Below are 17,107 nucleotides of genomic sequence, written 5' to 3'. Positions count from 1 at the left end.
GATCGGAGGTGAACGGGTGGGATCGGGAGGGAACTTCAGGGAATGGCAGGGAACGTCAGGGAACGGAACGGCAAGGAAGCGATCAGGAGGGAACGGGAATCGAGCCAGGGGAGGGAACGGAGATCGAGCGCCCGTCAGACGGCGACCAGACGACGCGCGATCGCCATGTCCAGCGCCAGCCGGTCGCCTCCCGCCATCAGACCGATGTGCTCCACCAGCGGTACCGGATCGAGCGGCAGCTCCACACCGTCCGCGCGGAGCCAGGCCAGCCACCGTACGATCCGCGCGGCGGTGGGATAGTCCCTGCGCAGCACGGCACGGGTCGCCCCGCGGGCCAGCGCCAGCGGTGCGGCGCGCGCCGCGTCATGCACCGGACTCTCCAGTCCCGGCAATGCCAGGGCGCAGAGCCGGCCCATCCTGACCGACCAGGCCGCCCATCCCGTGCCGTCCTCGACGGCGGGCGCACCGGCCGGCGGCGAGGACGGCCGAGGTGCCGTCATCCGCGCGGTGTCACCGCTGGTGAGGACCGTCAGCAGAGTGACGGTGCCCCAGTCGCGCCAGGCCATCAGCCAGGGCTCCTCGGGCCCGGCGGGCGGCGGGAGCGGTTCGACCCGGGAGGGCGGCAGGGCCGTGAAGGAGAGGGCCACGGCCTCGGCGTCCAACGGATGGAACGCGGCGCCGCCCAGCACCGCGGGCGCGAGGACATCGGCGCCGAGGATCCGGATGGCGGCCAGCGCGGCGCCCGGATCCCGCTCGCTCTCGACATGTTCGGCGACCATGGCCGTGCCCCCGGCACCCCGCAGGGCGCCGAGGGCACGTCGTGCCAGGCCGGCCGCTGATTCTTGGTAAATGGTCCGCGACCGGTCCTGGCTCACAGGCCCTTGGGCTCCTTCGGCTCCTTCGGGGACAGCAGAAGCAGCAGAAGCAGTAGACCGGCGGCTTCCGGCGCGTACACCGGCGCATCACTGACGGGCGCCTCGGGCTCGGCCATTGCCGCACCCAACGCGTAGTGGTCCAGGGTGATTTCTCCGGGCCTGATGGTCTGAGAAAGCATCATGGGCTCCTCGTGTAGTCGCACTTGCCCTATCTGGGCGGTGCCATCGCTCACCCTAGATCGAAACGGACAAACCGACCAATTGGGATGGGTGATGGGCATTCAATCCGTTCTTTCGTCATCCATCCACATGGAACGGGACCGTCGTCACCACGATCTTCGACAGCGGCCGGAGCGCCCGCCGCAGCCGGCCGGCGAGCGGGCTGTGGAGCGGCCGGTGCCACCAGTGCCGTACGACGATCTCCGGCAGGATCACGGTGATGGTCAGATCGGGACGCTGATGGTGGAGCTGTTCGATATAGCTGATCAGCGGGGTCACGATGGCCCGATAGGGCGAGAGGACGATTCTCAGCGGCAGATGGTCGCCCCACAGGAGCCAGCTCTCACGGAAGCGTTCGGCGTCCTCGTCGCTCGGGCTGACATGCAGGGCGAGAACGGGCTGCTGGAGGGAGGCCGCGTAGGCCATCGCGCGCATGCTCGCCTGATGCAGCGCGTCCACCAGGACGACGGAGAGATGCCGGATCTCCTCGGGTGTCTCCTCTTGCTCCTCTCTCTCCTCTTTCTCCGGGGGCCGCTCGCTCCGAGGAAGCAGGTCTGACGGCCCCTCGGCACCGTCGGCTCCCTCGGCACGGGTCTTACGGCTCTCCGGCCGCGGCGGCAGCGTACGGCTCGGAATCTCGATCAGCCGGGAGTGCAGCCGCACCGCCCGGCGCACCATGTCGTAGTGGTGCCGGATCCTGGTCGTCACCAGCAGGAACAGGGCGACGGTGAGAAGGGCGAGCCAGGCTCCCTCGGTGAACTTGGTGATGCCCGCGGTGATGAAGACCACGGCCGAGAGCAGGGCGCCGACCGCGTTGAAGGCGAGACTCTTGCGCCAGTGCCGCTCACGCCTGCGCCACCAGTGGACCACCATGCCGCACTGCGACAGGGTGAAGGCGAGAAAGACTCCGACGGCGTACAGCGGAATGAGTGAGGCGGTCTTCCCGTCGAAAGCGGCATAGACGACCGCCGCCGCCACGGAGAGCAGCATGATGCCGTTGCTGAACGCCAGCCGGTCGCCCAGCCGCAGAAAGATCCGTGGCGCGTGATTGTCGCGTGCCAGCAGATACAGCACCCGGGGAAAGTCGTTGTACGCGGTGTTCGCCGCGAGCAGCAGGATCAGTGCCGTGGCCGCCTGGATGAAGATATACATACCGCCGGAGCCGAAGGTGATATGCGCGAGCTGCGACAGGACCGTCTCCCGCGACTCGGGTACGACACCGGTCAGATGGACCAACGCGATCGTGCCGGCGAACAGTGTGACGAGCAGTCCGACCATCCATGACAGTGTCGTGCGCGCGTTGCGCCAGGAGACGGGCTCGAACGCGGGCACCGCGTTGGAGATCGCCTCGATACCGGTCATCGCCGTCGAGCCGGAGGCGAACGCCCGCATCACCAGCAGCAGACCGACGCCCTCGACGGCGTGCAGCGGCGGGGTCGGTGTGGCCTCGAAGCCGCGCCCGGCCGCGTCGTAGAGTCCCACGGCCACCAGCGACAGGATGGCGATGATAAACGCATAGGTCGGTGCGGCGAACAGCGCTCCGGCCTGCTTGACACCGCGTAGATTTCCCGCGAGCAGAACGGCGATGACCAGCAGGCCGATCAGGACCACATCGTCCGACAGCCCGGGGAGCGCCGAGGTGACCGCCGCCATCCCGGACGAGACGGAGACGGCGACCGTGAGGACATAGTCCGTCAGCAGTCCGGCCGCGGCCATCAGCCCGGGCACCCGGCCGAGATTGTCCGTCGCGACGATGTACGAGCCGCCGCCGTGCGGATACGCGCGGATCGTCTGACGGTACGACAGCCCGACCGCCAGCATCAGAAAGACGATCGCTCCGGCCACCGGCGCCGAATAGGCGAGTCCCGCCGTACCGGCCAGCACCAGTACGGCGAGCAGCGCCTCGGGACCGTACGCGACCGACGACAGCGCGTCCGCCGAGAGCACCGGCAGCGCCACGATCTTGCGCATCCGCTCCCGCGCCATCGCCGTGCTCCGCAGCGGCGCTCCCAGAATCGCGTGCCGGATCCGCGTACCGGGACCGCTCGGCTCCGTCAGGCTCTCCACCGTCGCCATGTCGCCCGTCTCGGCGGGCAACGGCAGCCCGCCGAGCGGAGGTACGCGTACGATCCGGTCGAAGCGCGCCGGCACGATCTGCGCGGGCTCGGGATAGCGGCCGATGTCGGGATCCACGGGCAGCGCCGCCCGCCACGCGTCACGCGCGGCGGACACCCGCGCCCACTCACGGCCCACCTGACGCAGCACCATGGACTGCTCCGGATCGAGCTTCTCCACGATGACGGGCGTGGGCGTACCTTCGCTGTCCTCCGGTACCTGACCCGGCCGGCCGTCTTCTCCCTGGGTATCCGTCACATGGGCGAGTCTCATCGGCGGAGCGCGCCGACCGACTCTCCCACGGCGGACGACACACGGGCCGGGACGCCGACAACCCGTTCGGAGGTACGGCGGCGGGCCCGGACAGCGGCGGGTCCGCTCCGCCCGGAGCGTGCTCGGTGCGGCTACTCGGTCTTCGGCAGTCCCGGCGGGTTCAGCTCGGAGGATGTCACGGCCTCGTTCGACAGTCCCCAGCGCGCCAGGACCTTCTCGTACGTACCGTTCCCGATCACGGTGCCGAGCGCCTCGTGGAGGGCCTTGATCAGACCGTTGTCCTTCTTCGTGGTGGCCGCGATCTTGCCCTGGACATCGGCGCCGCCGCCCGAGTAGGTGCCGATGATCTCGGTCTCTCCGGTGGAGGCGGCGTGGTACGCGGCGACCGGGTTGGGCCCGAGATAGGCGTCGAGACGTCCGGAGCCGAGGGCGAGATAGTAGTCGCTCGCATTCTGGTAGTACTTGATGTCCGTCGCCTTGAGACCGTTCTTCACATTCTGCTTGCTCCAGTCGACCAGCAGCTTCTCCTGGTTGGTGCCGGAGCCGACACCGATGGTCCGGCCTGCCACGTCCGTCGGGCTCGCGACCTTCCAGTCGCCGCCCTTCTTCGCCTCGAACGCGAGATTGTCCAGCCGGTAGGTGGCGAAGTCGTACTTCTCCTTGCGCTCCTCGGTGACGGTGATGTTGCTGATCCCGACGTCGTACTTGCCGCTGTCGAGACCGACGAAGATATTCGCCCAGTCGACCGTGTTGTAGCTCAGCTTCAGCCCGAGGACGTCCGCGATCAGCGAGGCGATGTCCGACTCCACTCCGATGACGGTCTTGTCGTCGGTGGCGTAGAAGGACAACGGCGGTACGGAACCGGCCGAGTCGGCCACCTCAAGAGTGCCGCGCTCGCGGATCGCCGCGGGCAGGAGCGCGGCGATGGAGTTCACCTTGGGCGTGGTGATCCGCTTCTGGTCCGGGCTGAGGTTGATCCGCAGACCGTCCTTGCCTCCGTCCTTGGCCACCACCTCGTCGGTGGAGCCGTCGGCGGAGTTGCCGCAGGCCGAGAGGGAGAGCGCGGCGACAAGGCCGAGGAGGGCGGCGGTGGTACGGAGGACAGGTCTGGACGGCACGGAGGGCTCCTTGTGGGAAAGACGGGTTGACGGACAGAGCGGGCAGGGAAGAGTGAGCGAGGAAGCGTGAGCGAGGAAGCGTGAGGTCAGAGCACCTTGGAGAGAAACGCCTTGGTCCGCTCGTGGCGCGGCCGGTCCAGCACCTCGGCCGGCGGGCCCTGCTCGACGATCACACCGTCGTCCATGAAGACGACGGTGTCGGCGACCTCACGGGCGAAGCCGATCTCATGAGTGACGACGATCATGGTGGTGCCGCTGCGGGCCAGATCCTTGATGACATCGAGGACCTCGCCGACCAGTTCGGGATCGAGCGCCGAGGTGGGCTCGTCGAAGAGCAGCACCTTGGGCTCCAGCGCCAGCGCGCGGGCGATCGCCACACGCTGCTGCTGACCGCCGGAGAGCTGCCGCGGATAGGCATGGGTCTTGTCGGCGAGACCGACCCGCTCCAGCAGCCGTTCGGCCTCTTCGACAGCGGTCCTACGAGGGCGGCGCAGCGCCGAGACGGGAGCCTCGATGATGTTCTCGACCACGGTGAGATGCGGGAAGAGATTGAAGTTCTGGAAGACGAAGCCGATGTGCAGCCGCTGCTTCAGTACGTCCCTCTCCTTGAGCTCATGCAGCTTGGAGCCGGAGCGGCGGTAGCCGATCAGCTCGCCGTCGATGCTGACGTAGCCGCGGTTGAGCTTTTCGAGATGGTTGATGCTGCGCAGCAGCGTCGACTTTCCCGAGCCCGACGGGCCCAGTACGACGGTGACCTCGCCGGTGCGGACCTGGAGGTCGACTCCGCGGAGCACCTCCAGCGCGCCGAAGTTCTTGTGCACACCTCGTACATCGACCATCAGAGGAGCGGTGTCTGTGTCTGTACTCATCGCGGAAAACCTCCGGTGGCGGCAGCGGCCCGTACTCTGCGGGTGAAGCTCCGGGCTCGCTGGAGCGGAGTGGGCGGCGGAGTGCGCTCGGCTCCGCGCGCGAAGTGCCGCTCCACGTAGTACTGGGCGACGGACAGCAGCGTGGTGAGCAGGATGTACCAGGCGGTGGCGACCATCAGCAGCGGTACGACCCGGCCGTTGCGGCCGTAGATCACCTGTACTTGGTAGAACAGCTCGCCGATGGCCATCACGGAGACGATCGAGGTGCCCTTGAAGAGGGAGATGACCTCGTTGGCGGCGTTGGGCAGGATTCCGCGCATCGCCTGCGGCAGCAGAATGCGGCGTATCTGACGCAGCCGGGGGATGCCCAGTGCCGCCGCCGCTTCGAGCTGTCCGCCCTCGACGGAGATGATCCCGCCGCGCACGATCTCCGCCGCATAGGCCGCCTGATGGAGCGCCAGACCGATGACGGCCGCCGACATGGCGCCGACCAGGTTCATCGTGTCGAAGCTCCACAGGACGGGACCGAAGGGAACGCCGACGCCCAACTCCTGGTAGAGATAGGCCAGATTGAACCAGAACAGAAGCTGGACGATGAGCGGGATCGAGCGGAAGGCCCAGATATAGGTCCAGGCGACCGTCTGGAGAATCACACTGCGCGACAGCCGCATAAAGGCGAGGACGACACCGAGGGCGAAGCCCAGCGCGGTGCCGTACGCGGTGAGCTGGAGCGTCACCCAGACGGCCTTCAGCACGGTGTCGGTGGAGAGATAGAGGAAGAAGGTGTCCCAGTCCCAGCCCGGATTGGTGACCAGACCGTGTACGAACTGCGCGACGACGACCAGCGCGGCGGCACCGGCCACCCAGCGCCAGTAATGGCGCGCGGGCACGACCTTCAGCGCGGCGAGTTCCGCCGCGCTCGGTGGCGATGACTCCTTCTTCGGCGAAGGAGCGGACGACGACAGGGCGTCGGACGGCGCCGCGGAGGACCACGGCGGTACGGGCGGCGGTACGGGCGGTCTGTCCGCCGCCGTGCCGGTTGCGATATCCATCGGAGGCTCCTGCCGCTACGTCGTCTCGGGCGGGCTGATCCGGGACTCCTCGATGGCGGAGTCCTCCGTTCCCCACTTCTTGAGAATCCGGGCGTATGTGCCGTCGTCGATCAGCTCGTTGACAGCGCCCTGGAACGCCTTGAGCAGCGGCGAGCCCTTGTCGAAGGCGAAACCGACATCGAGCCGGTGGAACTCGCCCAGGAATCTGACTCCGGCCGCCGGCTGCGAGGCCTGGTGACGCAGACCGTTGATGGTCGACATGACCACATCGATCCGGCCCTGCTGAAGACTGGTCAGGACAGCGCCGTTCTCGGAGAAGACCCGCACCGTGTACGGCTTCTTGCCCGCGTCCGCGCAGACACTCTTCCGGGAGTTCAAGGTCGCCTCGAAGGTGGTGCCCGCTCCCGTACCGATGGTCTTGCCGCAGAGCTGGTCGAGACTGGTCACCTTGTTCAGGCTGTTGTCGTCCTTGCGGACGGCGAATCCCTGTCCGTCGTTGATATAGGTGACGAAGTCGATCGTCTTGAGCCGCTCGTCGGTGACACCGAAGTTTCCGGTGCCCACGTCGTACTTGCCGCTGGTGAGCGCGGGCAGGATCGCCTCGAAACTGGCGTCCTGCCGCTCCGGTCTCAGTCCCAGCAGTCTGCCGACGGCATCCGCGATGTCGATGTCGAGACCGGCGAGTTGATGGGACGACGCGTCCGGGAAGTACGCGCTGGGCGGCGCGCCCACGGCGGAGGCGATCCGGAAGGTTCCCTGCGCGCGGACGTTCTCGGGCAGCAGCTTCGCCAGCTCGGCGTTCTTCGTCAGCGAGGCGGTGACATCGTCCGACGGCGCGGGCGAGGCGGCGCCCGCCGTCTCCGGCCCGGACGACGTGTCCGTACCGCAGCCCGCGAGGACGGGCAGGAGCAGAGCGGCCAGAGCGGCGGCCGGCAGCCGGCGGCGACGGCCCGGAATCAGGGTGCGCACGGGCTTACACCTTTCCTTCGGAGGAGCGGCGATCGGTGAGATGCTTCTCGAACGGGAGCGGGCCGATGGTCTCCGGATCGGCGCTCGTGTCGAACAGAGGTGTGTAACCGGCCGTCAGATACAGCCCTCTGGCCTCGGGCTGGCGCGGTCCGGTGGTCAGATGGATCCGGCGGTAGCCGCGTACGGCGGCGATCCGCTCCAGCTCCGCGACCACCCGCGCGGCCAGTCCTCGCCGTCGGTGGGCGGAGTGGGTCCAGATCCGCTTCAGCTCGGCCGTGGTGTCGTCGTACCTGCGGAACGCTCCGCCCGCGACCGGTTCGCCGTGCTCCAGCAACAGCAGCAGGACACCGTGCGGCGGATCGAACTCCTCGGCCGGATAGCGGGCCAGTTCGCCGTGCGCCGACTGGCCGTAGCGCGCGGTGTACTCCTGGTCCAGCTCGCGCAGCATCGGCAGCACCAGCGGATCGGAGAGGGCGGTCCGTACCCAGGTCAGACCGCCGGGTTCGGCGACGGAGGTCATCAGCCGGCCTCGACCAGGTTCCGCGTGCCACGGACCGCGCGCTCGGCGTCCCGCTCGGCGTTCTGCTTGCTGTCCCGTTCGGCGTCCCGCTTGGCGACCTCTTCGCGCACCAGCGGGATGACATGGCGGCCGAAGTCGATGGCGTCGCCCAGCAGGTCGTAACCGCGGGCGGAGATGATGTCCACGCCCAGGTCGTAGTAGTCGAGCAGCGCCCGCGCGACCGTCTCCGGCGTCCCGACCAGCGCGTTGGAGTTGCCCGCGCCACCGGTGGCCGCGGCGGTCGGCGTCCACAGCGCCCGGTCGTAACGCTCGCCCGACTCCGCGATCGCGATCAGCCGCTGCGAGCCGGTGTTCTCGGGCTCGCCTCGGCGATAGCGGCGCACCAGGGCCGCGTCGCCCTGCTCCCTGCGGGCCTTGATCGTGTCCACCGTCCGATGGGCCTTCTCCCAGGCGAGTTCCTCGGTCGGCGCGATGATCGGCCGGAAGGCCACCTGGATACGCGGCGGTGCCGGGCGCCCGGCCGCGCGCGCGGCGGCCTTCACCGCCTCGATCTGCTCCGCGGTCCTCTCCAGCGGCTCACCCCACAGGCAGTAGATGTCCGCCTCGGCGCCGCCCGCCTCGTACGCGGCCGGCGAGGAGCCGCCGAACGAGACGTCCGGGCGCGGCTGCTGGACCGGGAAGACATCGCTGACGAAGTCATGGAACCGGTAGTGCTCGCCCTCGTGGTCGAAGGCCTCGTGCGTGGTCCAGATCCGCTTGACGATCTCGATGTACTCGCGCGTACGCGAGTAGCGCTGATCCTTGGTGAGCGTGTCGCCCTCGCGGCCCTGTTCATGGTCGTTGCCACCGGTGATGAAGTGGACCGTGAGCCGGCCGTCGCTGATCCGGTCCAGCGTCGCGAACGTCTTGGCGGCGAAGGTCGGATACGAGACATTCGGCCGGTGCGCCAGCAGGATCTGGAGCCTGTCCAGACGGGAGGCGATGAACGCGGCGGCCGGAGCGGGATCGGGCGAGCCTGAGCCGTACGCGAACAGCACCCGGTCCCAGCCGTGGTCCTCATGGGCGCGGGCCAGCTTGAGCGTGTACTCCTTGTCGAACGCGGCGCCGGAGCGGGGACTCGTCTCCGACCCGTCGTGGGTGGCGGCGATACCGAGGAACTCCACAGGCATGACGGACCTTTCGTACGGCGGGGAAACGCGGCGCGTACGCGGAAGAGGGCATGCCGAAGGAACCCTGGGCAGACCGCGGACACGGCGGAAACGGCGGAAGCTGAGTGGCGTGTGGAAGCGGAGTGGCGCGTGGAAACGAGTGGCGCGTGGAGCGTCAGGAGGAAGACGGCAGCGTGCACCCGGTGAGGAGCAGGAACTCGGCCCGCGACGGGGTCACCGAGGGAGGGAGGGGCCGGTCGGGCGGCCCGCTGCCGAGGTCAGGTGCGATCAGGCGCAACAAGAGGCGGACCACACTCGACCGAAGTCGATGTGGCCGCGGGTGACCAACGGCAGCTGCTTCTGCATGCAGCCAATTGAGCACGGGACTTTCACCGAAGTCAACCGGTGCTCGCACTGTGGTCCCGGTGTCGGCACCGTGGTCGGGCGCCTAGGCCGTGTCTGACAAATCCCGTCTGGCTCACGACGCCTGGCACGCACGCTCGCTGCGTTGTCGGGATCATCCAAGTACGTCCAGTACGAGGATGACCCTCCGCCTTGCGATCGCACGCACCAGACGCCGTGAGCCCCGCCCTGCGGGCGGACGACGCTATTTGTCAGACACGGCCTAGGCGTCCTTGACAAGCGCGCGGCTCCGGCCCGTACGATCGAAACGCGTCCGGCTCTTGTGCGCACAACGGTCCGTTGAAGTGACCGAGGTGAACACCGGGCCGTACCGGCCGTGTTGAGGGACGCGGTGCGTGATGACGTCCGGAGTACCTGGAGCACCTGGGGTATCCGGAGCACCCGGAGTACGCCGACCACCGCCGACCGCACTCCCGCCGGAGCCCTCTCATGTCTGTATCGCCATCGCCCTCGCCCGATGTCCTCCACGTATCGGACGCGGTCCCTCCCGGACGCGAACCGATTCCGCCGCGCGCCGATGAGGCCTCCCGTATCGTGCCGCGCCGGCATCCGGGACGGTGGCTGTCGGCCGTCGCCGCGCTGCTGATCCTCGCGATGGTCGTCAACTCGGTCGTCCGCAACCAGCGGTTCCAGTGGAGCGTGGTGGGCCGGTACTTCACCACGCCCGCCGTGCTCGACGGGCTGCTGCTCACGCTCTGGCTGACCGCGGGCGTGATGGTGCTCGGCTTTGTCATCGGCACGGTCTTCGCCGTGCTGCGGCTCTCCGCCAACCCGGTGCTGCGCACGATCAGTTGGGGATACGTCTGGATCTTCAGATCCACTCCGCTGCTGGTGCAGCTCCTGTTCTGGTTCAACATCGGCGCGCTGTATCCGACGCTCGGCATCGGTATCCCTTTCGGCCCCGAGTTCCTCACCTTCAAGACCGTGAATCTCTTCGGTGCCGGACTCACCGCGCTGATCGGTCTCACCTTGCACGAGGCGGCCTACGCGGCGGAGGTGGTACGCGGCGGGATCCTCTCCGTGGACGCCGGCCAGACCGAGGCCGCGCAGTCCCTGGGGCTGAGCCGATGGCGGGTGCTGCGCCGGATCATCGTGCCGCAGGCGATGCGCTCCATCGTGCCCACCGCCGGCAATATGCTGATCGGCACGCTGAAAGGGACGAGCATCGTCAGCGTCCTCGCCGTACAGGACCTGCTGTACTCCGTGCAGCTCATCTACAACCGTACGTACCAGGTCATTCCGCTGCTGATGGTGGCGACCATCTGGTACATCGTCGTCACCAGCGTGCTGTCCGTCGGCCAGTTCTATGTCGAGCGGTACTACGCCCGTGGCGCGGCCCGCGAGCTGCCGCCCACACCTCTCCAGCGACTGCGCCGCCGTACCACGAGCGTGACCGCACGGCTGCGTACCGCGACCGCGCCCGACGCGAAACGTCTCTGAGCTGCTCGATGCGTCCGCACACCTGGCATATGCCCGGGATATGCAGGAATCAACGAGAATTTCTGGGTATGGGAAGAGGTGTGCGAGCAGAGTCGTACGAGAAGAGTCGTACGAGCGAGCAGGACAGCGCGGGAAAGGACGTGATCACATGCGTGTGGCATTCCTCGCGGCTCCCGAAGGAGTGGAGCAGGTTGAGCTGACCGAGCCGTGGAAGGCCGTGGGCGACGCCGGCGGAGAGCGTGTATTGATCTCCACTGCGCCGGGTGAGATCCAGGCGTTCAACCATCTCGACAAGGCGGACACCTTCCCGGTCGACCGCACGGTGTCCGAGACGGCCGCCGACGACTACGACATGCTGGTGCTTCCCGGCGGTGTCGCCAATCCGGACGCCCTGCGGATGGACGCGGCGGCCGTGTCGTTCGTCAAGGGCTTCTTCGACGCGGGCAAGCCGGTGGCGGCGATCTGCCATGCGCCATGGACGCTGATCGAGGCGGATGTGGTGCGCGACAGGACGCTGACCTCATGGCCGAGCCTGCGGACCGATCTCGGCAACGCGGGCGCCACCTGGGTCGACGAGCAGGTCCATGTCTGTACGTCCGCGCCCGGCACCCTGATCACCAGCCGGAAGCCGGACGACCTCGACGCCTTCTGCACGACATTCCTCAAGGAACTCGGAGCGTAGCGTCGCCCGGTTGGACCTTGGCCCGACCCGGCAGGGTGCGGTCCGGTCGCACACCGCGGCGGCGGGGGAGAGGGTGGTGAATGGAGAGGAGCGATCGACGTGAAGAGTGTGAATCATCCCGTGGACGAGGTCGTGGTGGCGCTCACCGACGGCGCGAAGGAGGACGCGCACGCCGTGTTCGGTGTGCTCCGTACGGCCTTCGCCTGCGATCGCGCGCCAGACGACGTACCGAAGGACGTGGTCGAGCGGCGGCCCACCGTGTGGCTCGCGACGTTCGACGCGTCCCATCCGGGGAGGAAGCCGGGCCCCACGCGGCTGACGGCACCGCTCACGGCCACGCTCCAGGGCGGCTACTCGGCGGTGGACAGCATGCGCAGAACGCTGGCCTCCGTGTTCACCGTCCACGATGTCGGTACGGCCTTCGGCGATCAGGAGGAAGAGATCCAGGTGCTCCTGGAGAGCCGGTAGCCGACTCGGCTCCTGGGGCTCTTGTGGCTCTCGGAAAGCCGACAGCCGAGCAGGCCGGCGGCCGACCTGCTCGGGAGCGGCTCCCGGCTGCGGTGATTCGCCTCGGCCCCTCTCGTGTTGCGCTTCCGGACGGCTCACCTCACCCTGAGGATGACCCAGAAGTGGCTTTCGCTCACGCTTCGTGCTCGGGGGTCGTTGATCCAACGCGGTGTTGATCCGACGGTGTTTGATCCAACGTGGTGAAGTTCGTGGGCCTCTCTGTGAGGAGCCTCGACCATGACCGATCCGCTCGACCGTCGTTATGTGGTCGAACTGCACGCCTCTCTGGAGCGTGTTCCACAACTCCGGCGCATCGTCGCCGCGCATCTTCGGCACTGGAAGCTCGACCTGCATATAGCGCCTGTCGACAAAGGTATCGAGGAACTGCTGACCAATGTCCTTCGTCATGTCGGTGACGACAATCGCTGTGTGGTCGAACTCCGCTGGACGGGCCGGCATCTCACGTCCTCCGTCGAGGACAACGGCCCGCGCATGCCGCGGCTGCTCACGGCCGGTGGCGGCGGCCTCGCCAGAGTCGCCGCGCTGAGCGACAGTTGGGGTACGTGCGCCACGGCCGAGGGCAAAGTCATCTGGTTCACCAGAAGTGTCCGCAGCCCGCAGGACATCCCGCGTGTGCCGTGGACACCACTCAGAGGGCTCGACACGGCGCGGCGGGAACCCGTCCCGCTGCCCGCTCCGGCCATGTTCGTACCGCGCGTACCGCGTGTGCCGGTCCTGGTCTGACGGTCTGACGGTTCACTCGAACTCGAACTCGGGCCCGGGTCACTCGAACTCGGGCTCCGGCTCGTCCTCCGGGAAGGGAATCTCGTCCTCCGGGAACGGAATGAGATGGACCGCGGCCTCCTCCGCCGAAGCGGCGGCGCCGTCGATACCGACATCGCTGGCGATCATGTCCTTCTCGGCGTCCTCGTGCGCGCCCTCGTCCGGTGCAACCAGCCGTCCCGACCGGTCGTCGCCGACCTCGTCGTCCAGCGTCTCGCCCTCTCCGTACGGCAGGTCACCGATACCGTCCCCGATGGGAACCGTGAGATCGGGGACCTCCTCGGCGAGCCGCTGGTCCAGCGTTTCTCCCGCGCGCTGCTCGGCGGCCGTCGTCCCGATGTGCTCCACACCGAGCGGGCGCTCCGGCGGCGACCAGCCCTCGTCGAAGGGATCCGAGCCACGGTCGAGCAGAGTGTCCTCGGGATCGAGGATGCCCTCGTCGTCGATGACCTCCGAGCCGTCCGGCTGGTAGACCTCGTCGCCCATGATCTCGCCGCTTTCGCCGCTGTCGCCGCTCACGTCGTTCTCCTCGCCTCCTGCGGGCCGGCCGTGCGCCGGTGCGTGGGAGTTTCTGCCGGGGGAGGTGGCGGCTCCTCCCTTGCGTCCACCTTCCCACCTCTCACGACCGTGTCAACCGGCAGGTGAAGGCGCCTGTGGGAGGCGGTCACACGGTGCCGGACGCCGTCGTACGCGGTGCCTCGCGCAGCGCTTCCGAGCGCCTTCCACACGCCTTCCCGGCGCGGGAGGTGTTTGTCGTCCCTGTCGGCGGGCACGTGACAAGTCAACCCTTACGACCCGATATGTCACACTCCGGAGTCGAATGTGAGCCGAGAACGTATTGTCATCATCGGAGCAGGATTCGCCGGATACGAGGCTGCCCGTACGCTCTCCCACCGCGTCCGGGACACCGCGGAAGTGGTCCTGCTGAATCCGACGGACTACTTCCTCTATCTCCCGCTCCTGCCCCAGGTCGCCGCGGGCATTCTGGAGCCGCGCCGGGTGACCGTCTCTCTCCCGGGAACGCTGCCACGCGTACGGCTTGTCCTCGGCGAGGCCCACCATGTCGACCTGGAGTCACGGTGTGTCGAGTACACGGGACCGGAGGGCGAACGCGGCGAGCTGACGTACGACCGGCTCGTCCTCGCCGTGGGCAGTGTCAACAAGCTGCTTCCGGTGCCGGGTGTCGCCGAGTACGCGCACGGCTTCCGAGGACTGCCGGAGGCCCTCTATCTACGGGACCATGTGACCCGTCAGATCGAGCTGGCCGCCGCCACCGACAACCACCGTGAGGGCGCGGCCCGTGCCACGTTCGTCGTGGTCGGAGCCGGCTACACGGGCACCGAGGTCGCCGCGCAGGGCCAGCTCTTCACCGACGCGCTGGTCCGCAAACAGCCCGCCTGGTGTCATCAGCGCAAACCTCGCTGGCTGCTTCTCGACATCGCACCGCGCGTCCTGCCCGAGCTGGACCGCCGGCTCTCCGTCACCGCGGACCGGGTGCTGCGCCGACGCGGTGTGGACGTACGGACCGGCACCTCCGTGAAGGAGGCGGCACGGACCGGGATCACGCTGGACGACGGCGAGTTCATCGAGACCCACACCCTGGTGTGGTGTGTGGGCGTACGGCCGGATCCGCTGGTCTCCAAGATCGGACTGCCGGTCGAACGGGGCAGGCTGCTGGTCGACGCGCGGCTCAATGTGCCCGGCCATCCCGAGGTGTTCGCCTGCGGTGACGCCGCGGCCGTACCGGACCTCACCAGGCCCGGCCAGTTCACGCCGATGACCGCCCAACACGCCAGCAGGCAGGGCCGGGTGGCGGGCGGCAATGTGGCGGCCACGCTCGGCCACGGTGAGCAGCGGGTCTACCGCCACAACGACCTGGGATTCGTCGTGGATCTCGGCGGTGTCAAGGCCGCGGCCAATCCGTTCGGTGTGCCGCTGTCCGGACCGCTCGCGGGAGCCGTCACACGCGGCTACCACCTGGCGGCCATGCCGGGCAACCGGGTGCGCGTCGCCGCCGACTGGCTGCTTGAGGCGGTGCTGCCGCGTCAGGCCGTACAGCTCGGTCTGGTCCGCTCCTGGACCGTACCGCTCGAATCGTCGTCACCCGAGCTGGCCAGGGTCCCGGGCGGACCGCACACCTCGAACACCTCCAGCACCTCCGGCACCTCCAGTACGTCGAGCTCACCTCGCGAGGAGTGACATGAACAGCGAAGAACTGACCGAACTGGGCCAGCAGTTGAGGGTCGACTCCGTACGGGTCACCGATACGGCGGGCTCGGGCCATCCGACCTCCTCGATGTCGGCCGCCGACCTCATGGCGGTGCTGATGGCCAAGCATCTGCGCTACGACTTCGACCGTCCCGGCCATCCGGGCAACGACCGGCTGCTCTTCTCCAAGGGCCATGCCTCGCCGCTGCTGTACTCGATGTATCTGGCGGCGGGCGCGGTCGACGAGAAGGAATTTCTCACCTACCGGAGGCTCGACAGCCGGCTCGAAGGCCATCCGACTCCGCGGCTGCCGTGGGTGGATGTCGCCACCGGCTCACTGGGCCAGGGACTGCCGGTGGGCGTGGGCATGGCGCTCGCCGGACAGCGGCTCGGCCGGACTCCGTACCGCGTCTGGGTGCTCTCGGGCGACAGCGAGATGGCCGAGGGATCGGTGTGGGAGGCGATCGAACACGCCGGTGTCGAACATCTCGACTCGCTGACACTCGTCCTCGACGTCAACCGGCTCGGCCAGCGCGGTCCCACGCGCCATCAGCGGGATCTGGAGGCGTACGGCCGCAGGCTTCGCGCGTTCGACTGGCACACCATCGAGATCGACGGCCATGACGTCGACGCCATCGACGCGGCCTTCAACGAGGCCCGGTCGACGGGCCGTCGGCCGACCGCGATCATCGCGGGCACCAGGAAGGGAAAGGGCGTCGCCTCGGTCGAGGACCGCGAAGGGATGCACGGCAAGGTGCTGCCCGACGCGGAGAGCGCCATCGAGGAGCTGGGCGGACGGCGTTCCATCCGGATCTCCGTGGCGAAGCCCGCCGAGCCCGAGGCCCCGGCCCGTACCGCCAGGCATCCCGTCACTCTCGAACTGCCGCGCTACGAGGTCGGCGACTCGGTCGCCACGCGTGACGCGTACGGCAGGGCGCTTGCCGCGCTCGGCACGGCCCAGGGCGAGGTCGTCGCGCTCGACGGCGAGGTCAGCGACTCGACCCGGGTCGAGTTCTTCGCCAAGGAGCATCCCGACCGGTTCTTCGAGTGCTACATCGCGGAACAGCAACTGATCGCGGCGGCCGTCGGTATGCAGGCGCTCGGCCATGTCCCGTTCGCGTCGACCTTCGCGGCCTTCCTGACGCGCGCGCACGACTTCCTGCGGATGGCGTCCGTCAGCCGGGCCTCGATCAATGTCGTCGGCTCGCACGCCGGTGTCGCGATCGGTCCGGACGGTCCGTCGCAGATGGGCCTGGAGGATCTGGCCATGTTCCGCGCCATACACGGCAGTACGGTGCTGCACCCGTGCGACGCCAACCAGACGGCACGGCTGGTGGCGGAGATGCACGCGCTGTCGGGCGTGCGCTATCTCCGTACGCTCCGGGGCGCGACGCCGGTGATCTACGGTCCGGACGAGGAGTTCCCGGTCGGCGGCAGCAAGGTGCTGCGCCGCTCCGACGGCGACCGGGTGACACTGATCGGCGCCGGAGTCACCGTGCACGAGTGTCTGAAGGCTGCCGATCTGCTGGCCGGCGAGGGCATTCCCGTACGTGTCATCGACCTCTACTCGATCAAGCCGGCCGACGAACACACACTCCAGGCCGCGGCGGCCGACACACACTGTCTGATCACGGTGGAGGACCATCATCCGCAGGGCGGTGTCGGGGACGCGGTGGCCGAGGTGTTCTCGGACGGCCGCCCGGCGCCCAAGAGGCTGGTACGGCTGGCGGTGAACAGGATTCCGGGCTCGGCGACACCGGAGGAGCAGCTCCGCGCGGCGGGCATCGACGCGGAGTCGATCGCGGCGGGGGTGCGGCTGCTGGTGGAGAAGATCATCCGCTGACGGCTCACGGCCGAGGTGCCGACGGAAGCGTAGGGCGGCGCGCTTGCCGTCCGGCGTCAGGGG

General features: G+C 68.4%; 16 protein-coding genes. 6 read left to right on the top strand and 10 right to left on the bottom strand.

Annotated elements, in window-relative coordinates; all coding sequences use genetic code 11:
* Positions 1-134 precede the first annotated feature (134 nt).
* The 9 genes from ACFV6H_RS06395 to ACFV6H_RS06355 all read right to left on the bottom strand — a co-directional run bounded on the left by ACFV6H_RS06395 (position 135) and on the right by ACFV6H_RS06355 (position 9,179).
* Complete coding sequence (locus tag ACFV6H_RS06395; protein ID WP_385539197.1) at positions 135-779, bottom strand: hypothetical protein; 645 nt, start codon at positions 777-779, stop codon at positions 135-137.
* Positions 780-871: 92 nt separating this feature from the next.
* Positions 872-1,054, bottom strand: coding sequence for a hypothetical protein (locus ACFV6H_RS06390; RefSeq protein WP_093590094.1), 183 nt, complete (start codon positions 1,052-1,054; stop codon positions 872-874).
* Positions 1,055-1,172: 118 nt separating this feature from the next.
* On the bottom strand, positions 1,173-3,065 hold the full coding sequence (locus tag ACFV6H_RS06385) for an APC family permease (protein WP_385539761.1): 1,893 nt from the start codon (positions 3,063-3,065) through the stop codon (positions 1,173-1,175).
* 548 nt (positions 3,066-3,613) lie between these two features.
* Positions 3,614-4,600 (bottom strand): ABC transporter substrate-binding protein, encoded by a 987-nt coding sequence (locus ACFV6H_RS06380; RefSeq protein WP_385539195.1) that lies wholly within the window; start codon positions 4,598-4,600, stop codon positions 3,614-3,616.
* 86 nt (positions 4,601-4,686) lie between these two features.
* On the bottom strand, positions 4,687-5,469 hold the full coding sequence (locus ACFV6H_RS06375; RefSeq protein ID WP_384783959.1) for an amino acid ABC transporter ATP-binding protein: 783 nt from the start codon (positions 5,467-5,469) through the stop codon (positions 4,687-4,689).
* Complete coding sequence (locus ACFV6H_RS06370; RefSeq protein ID WP_385539193.1) at positions 5,466-6,521, bottom strand: amino acid ABC transporter permease; 1,056 nt, start codon at positions 6,519-6,521, stop codon at positions 5,466-5,468. Before ACFV6H_RS06370 ends, ACFV6H_RS06375 begins: the two co-directional genes overlap by 4 nt.
* A gap of 15 nt (positions 6,522-6,536) precedes the next feature.
* Positions 6,537-7,490, bottom strand: a complete 954-nt coding sequence (locus ACFV6H_RS06365) for an ABC transporter substrate-binding protein (protein WP_385539191.1) — start codon at positions 7,488-7,490, stop codon at positions 6,537-6,539.
* Positions 7,491-7,494: 4 nt separating this feature from the next.
* Positions 7,495-8,010 (bottom strand): GNAT family N-acetyltransferase, encoded by a 516-nt coding sequence (locus tag ACFV6H_RS06360; RefSeq protein WP_385539189.1) that lies wholly within the window; start codon positions 8,008-8,010, stop codon positions 7,495-7,497.
* Entirely contained in the window at positions 8,010-9,179 is a 1,170-nt protein-coding gene (locus tag ACFV6H_RS06355; protein ID WP_385539187.1) for an LLM class flavin-dependent oxidoreductase, read from the bottom strand. The genes ACFV6H_RS06360 and ACFV6H_RS06355 overlap by 1 nt, the downstream gene beginning before the upstream one ends.
* Positions 9,180-10,010: 831 nt before the next feature.
* Here ACFV6H_RS06355 and ACFV6H_RS06350 point away from each other — a divergent pair.
* The 4 genes from ACFV6H_RS06350 (at position 10,011) to ACFV6H_RS06335 (ending at position 12,954) form a co-directional block, all read left to right on the top strand.
* Positions 10,011-11,021: an amino acid ABC transporter permease gene (locus ACFV6H_RS06350; RefSeq protein WP_385539185.1), complete on the top strand. Its 1,011-nt coding sequence runs from the start codon at positions 10,011-10,013 to the stop codon at positions 11,019-11,021.
* Between the two features lie 148 nt (positions 11,022-11,169).
* Positions 11,170-11,703: a type 1 glutamine amidotransferase domain-containing protein gene (locus ACFV6H_RS06345; protein WP_385539183.1), complete on the top strand. Its 534-nt coding sequence runs from the start codon at positions 11,170-11,172 to the stop codon at positions 11,701-11,703.
* Between the two features lie 99 nt (positions 11,704-11,802).
* Positions 11,803-12,171: a hypothetical protein gene (locus tag ACFV6H_RS06340; protein ID WP_384975010.1), complete on the top strand. Its 369-nt coding sequence runs from the start codon at positions 11,803-11,805 to the stop codon at positions 12,169-12,171.
* A gap of 276 nt (positions 12,172-12,447) precedes the next feature.
* Complete coding sequence (locus ACFV6H_RS06335; RefSeq protein WP_385539181.1) at positions 12,448-12,954, top strand: ATP-binding protein; 507 nt, start codon at positions 12,448-12,450, stop codon at positions 12,952-12,954.
* Positions 12,955-12,993: 39 nt separating this feature from the next.
* On the opposite strand, the gene ACFV6H_RS06330 is transcribed toward ACFV6H_RS06335, so the two are convergent.
* Positions 12,994-13,479 (bottom strand): DUF5709 domain-containing protein, encoded by a 486-nt coding sequence (locus ACFV6H_RS06330; protein WP_093590100.1) that lies wholly within the window; start codon positions 13,477-13,479, stop codon positions 12,994-12,996.
* 336 nt (positions 13,480-13,815) lie between these two features.
* Here ACFV6H_RS06330 and ACFV6H_RS06325 point away from each other — a divergent pair, with 336 nt between their 5' ends.
* Together ACFV6H_RS06325 and ACFV6H_RS06320 are read left to right on the top strand one after the other, a co-directional pair.
* On the top strand, positions 13,816-15,192 hold the full coding sequence (locus tag ACFV6H_RS06325; protein WP_385539179.1) for an NAD(P)/FAD-dependent oxidoreductase: 1,377 nt from the start codon (positions 13,816-13,818) through the stop codon (positions 15,190-15,192).
* A 1-nt stretch (position 15,193) separates the two neighbouring features.
* Positions 15,194-17,044, top strand: a complete 1,851-nt coding sequence (locus ACFV6H_RS06320) for a transketolase (protein WP_385539177.1) — start codon at positions 15,194-15,196, stop codon at positions 17,042-17,044.
* Positions 17,045-17,107 lie beyond the last annotated feature (63 nt).

It is taken from the genome of Streptomyces sp. NPDC059743 (assembly GCF_042732975.1).
GTDB lineage: Bacteria > Actinomycetota > Actinomycetes > Streptomycetales > Streptomycetaceae > Streptomyces.
The sequence above is the reverse complement of the archived record's forward strand: the minus strand, read 5'-3'. Positions and strand labels throughout refer to the sequence as shown.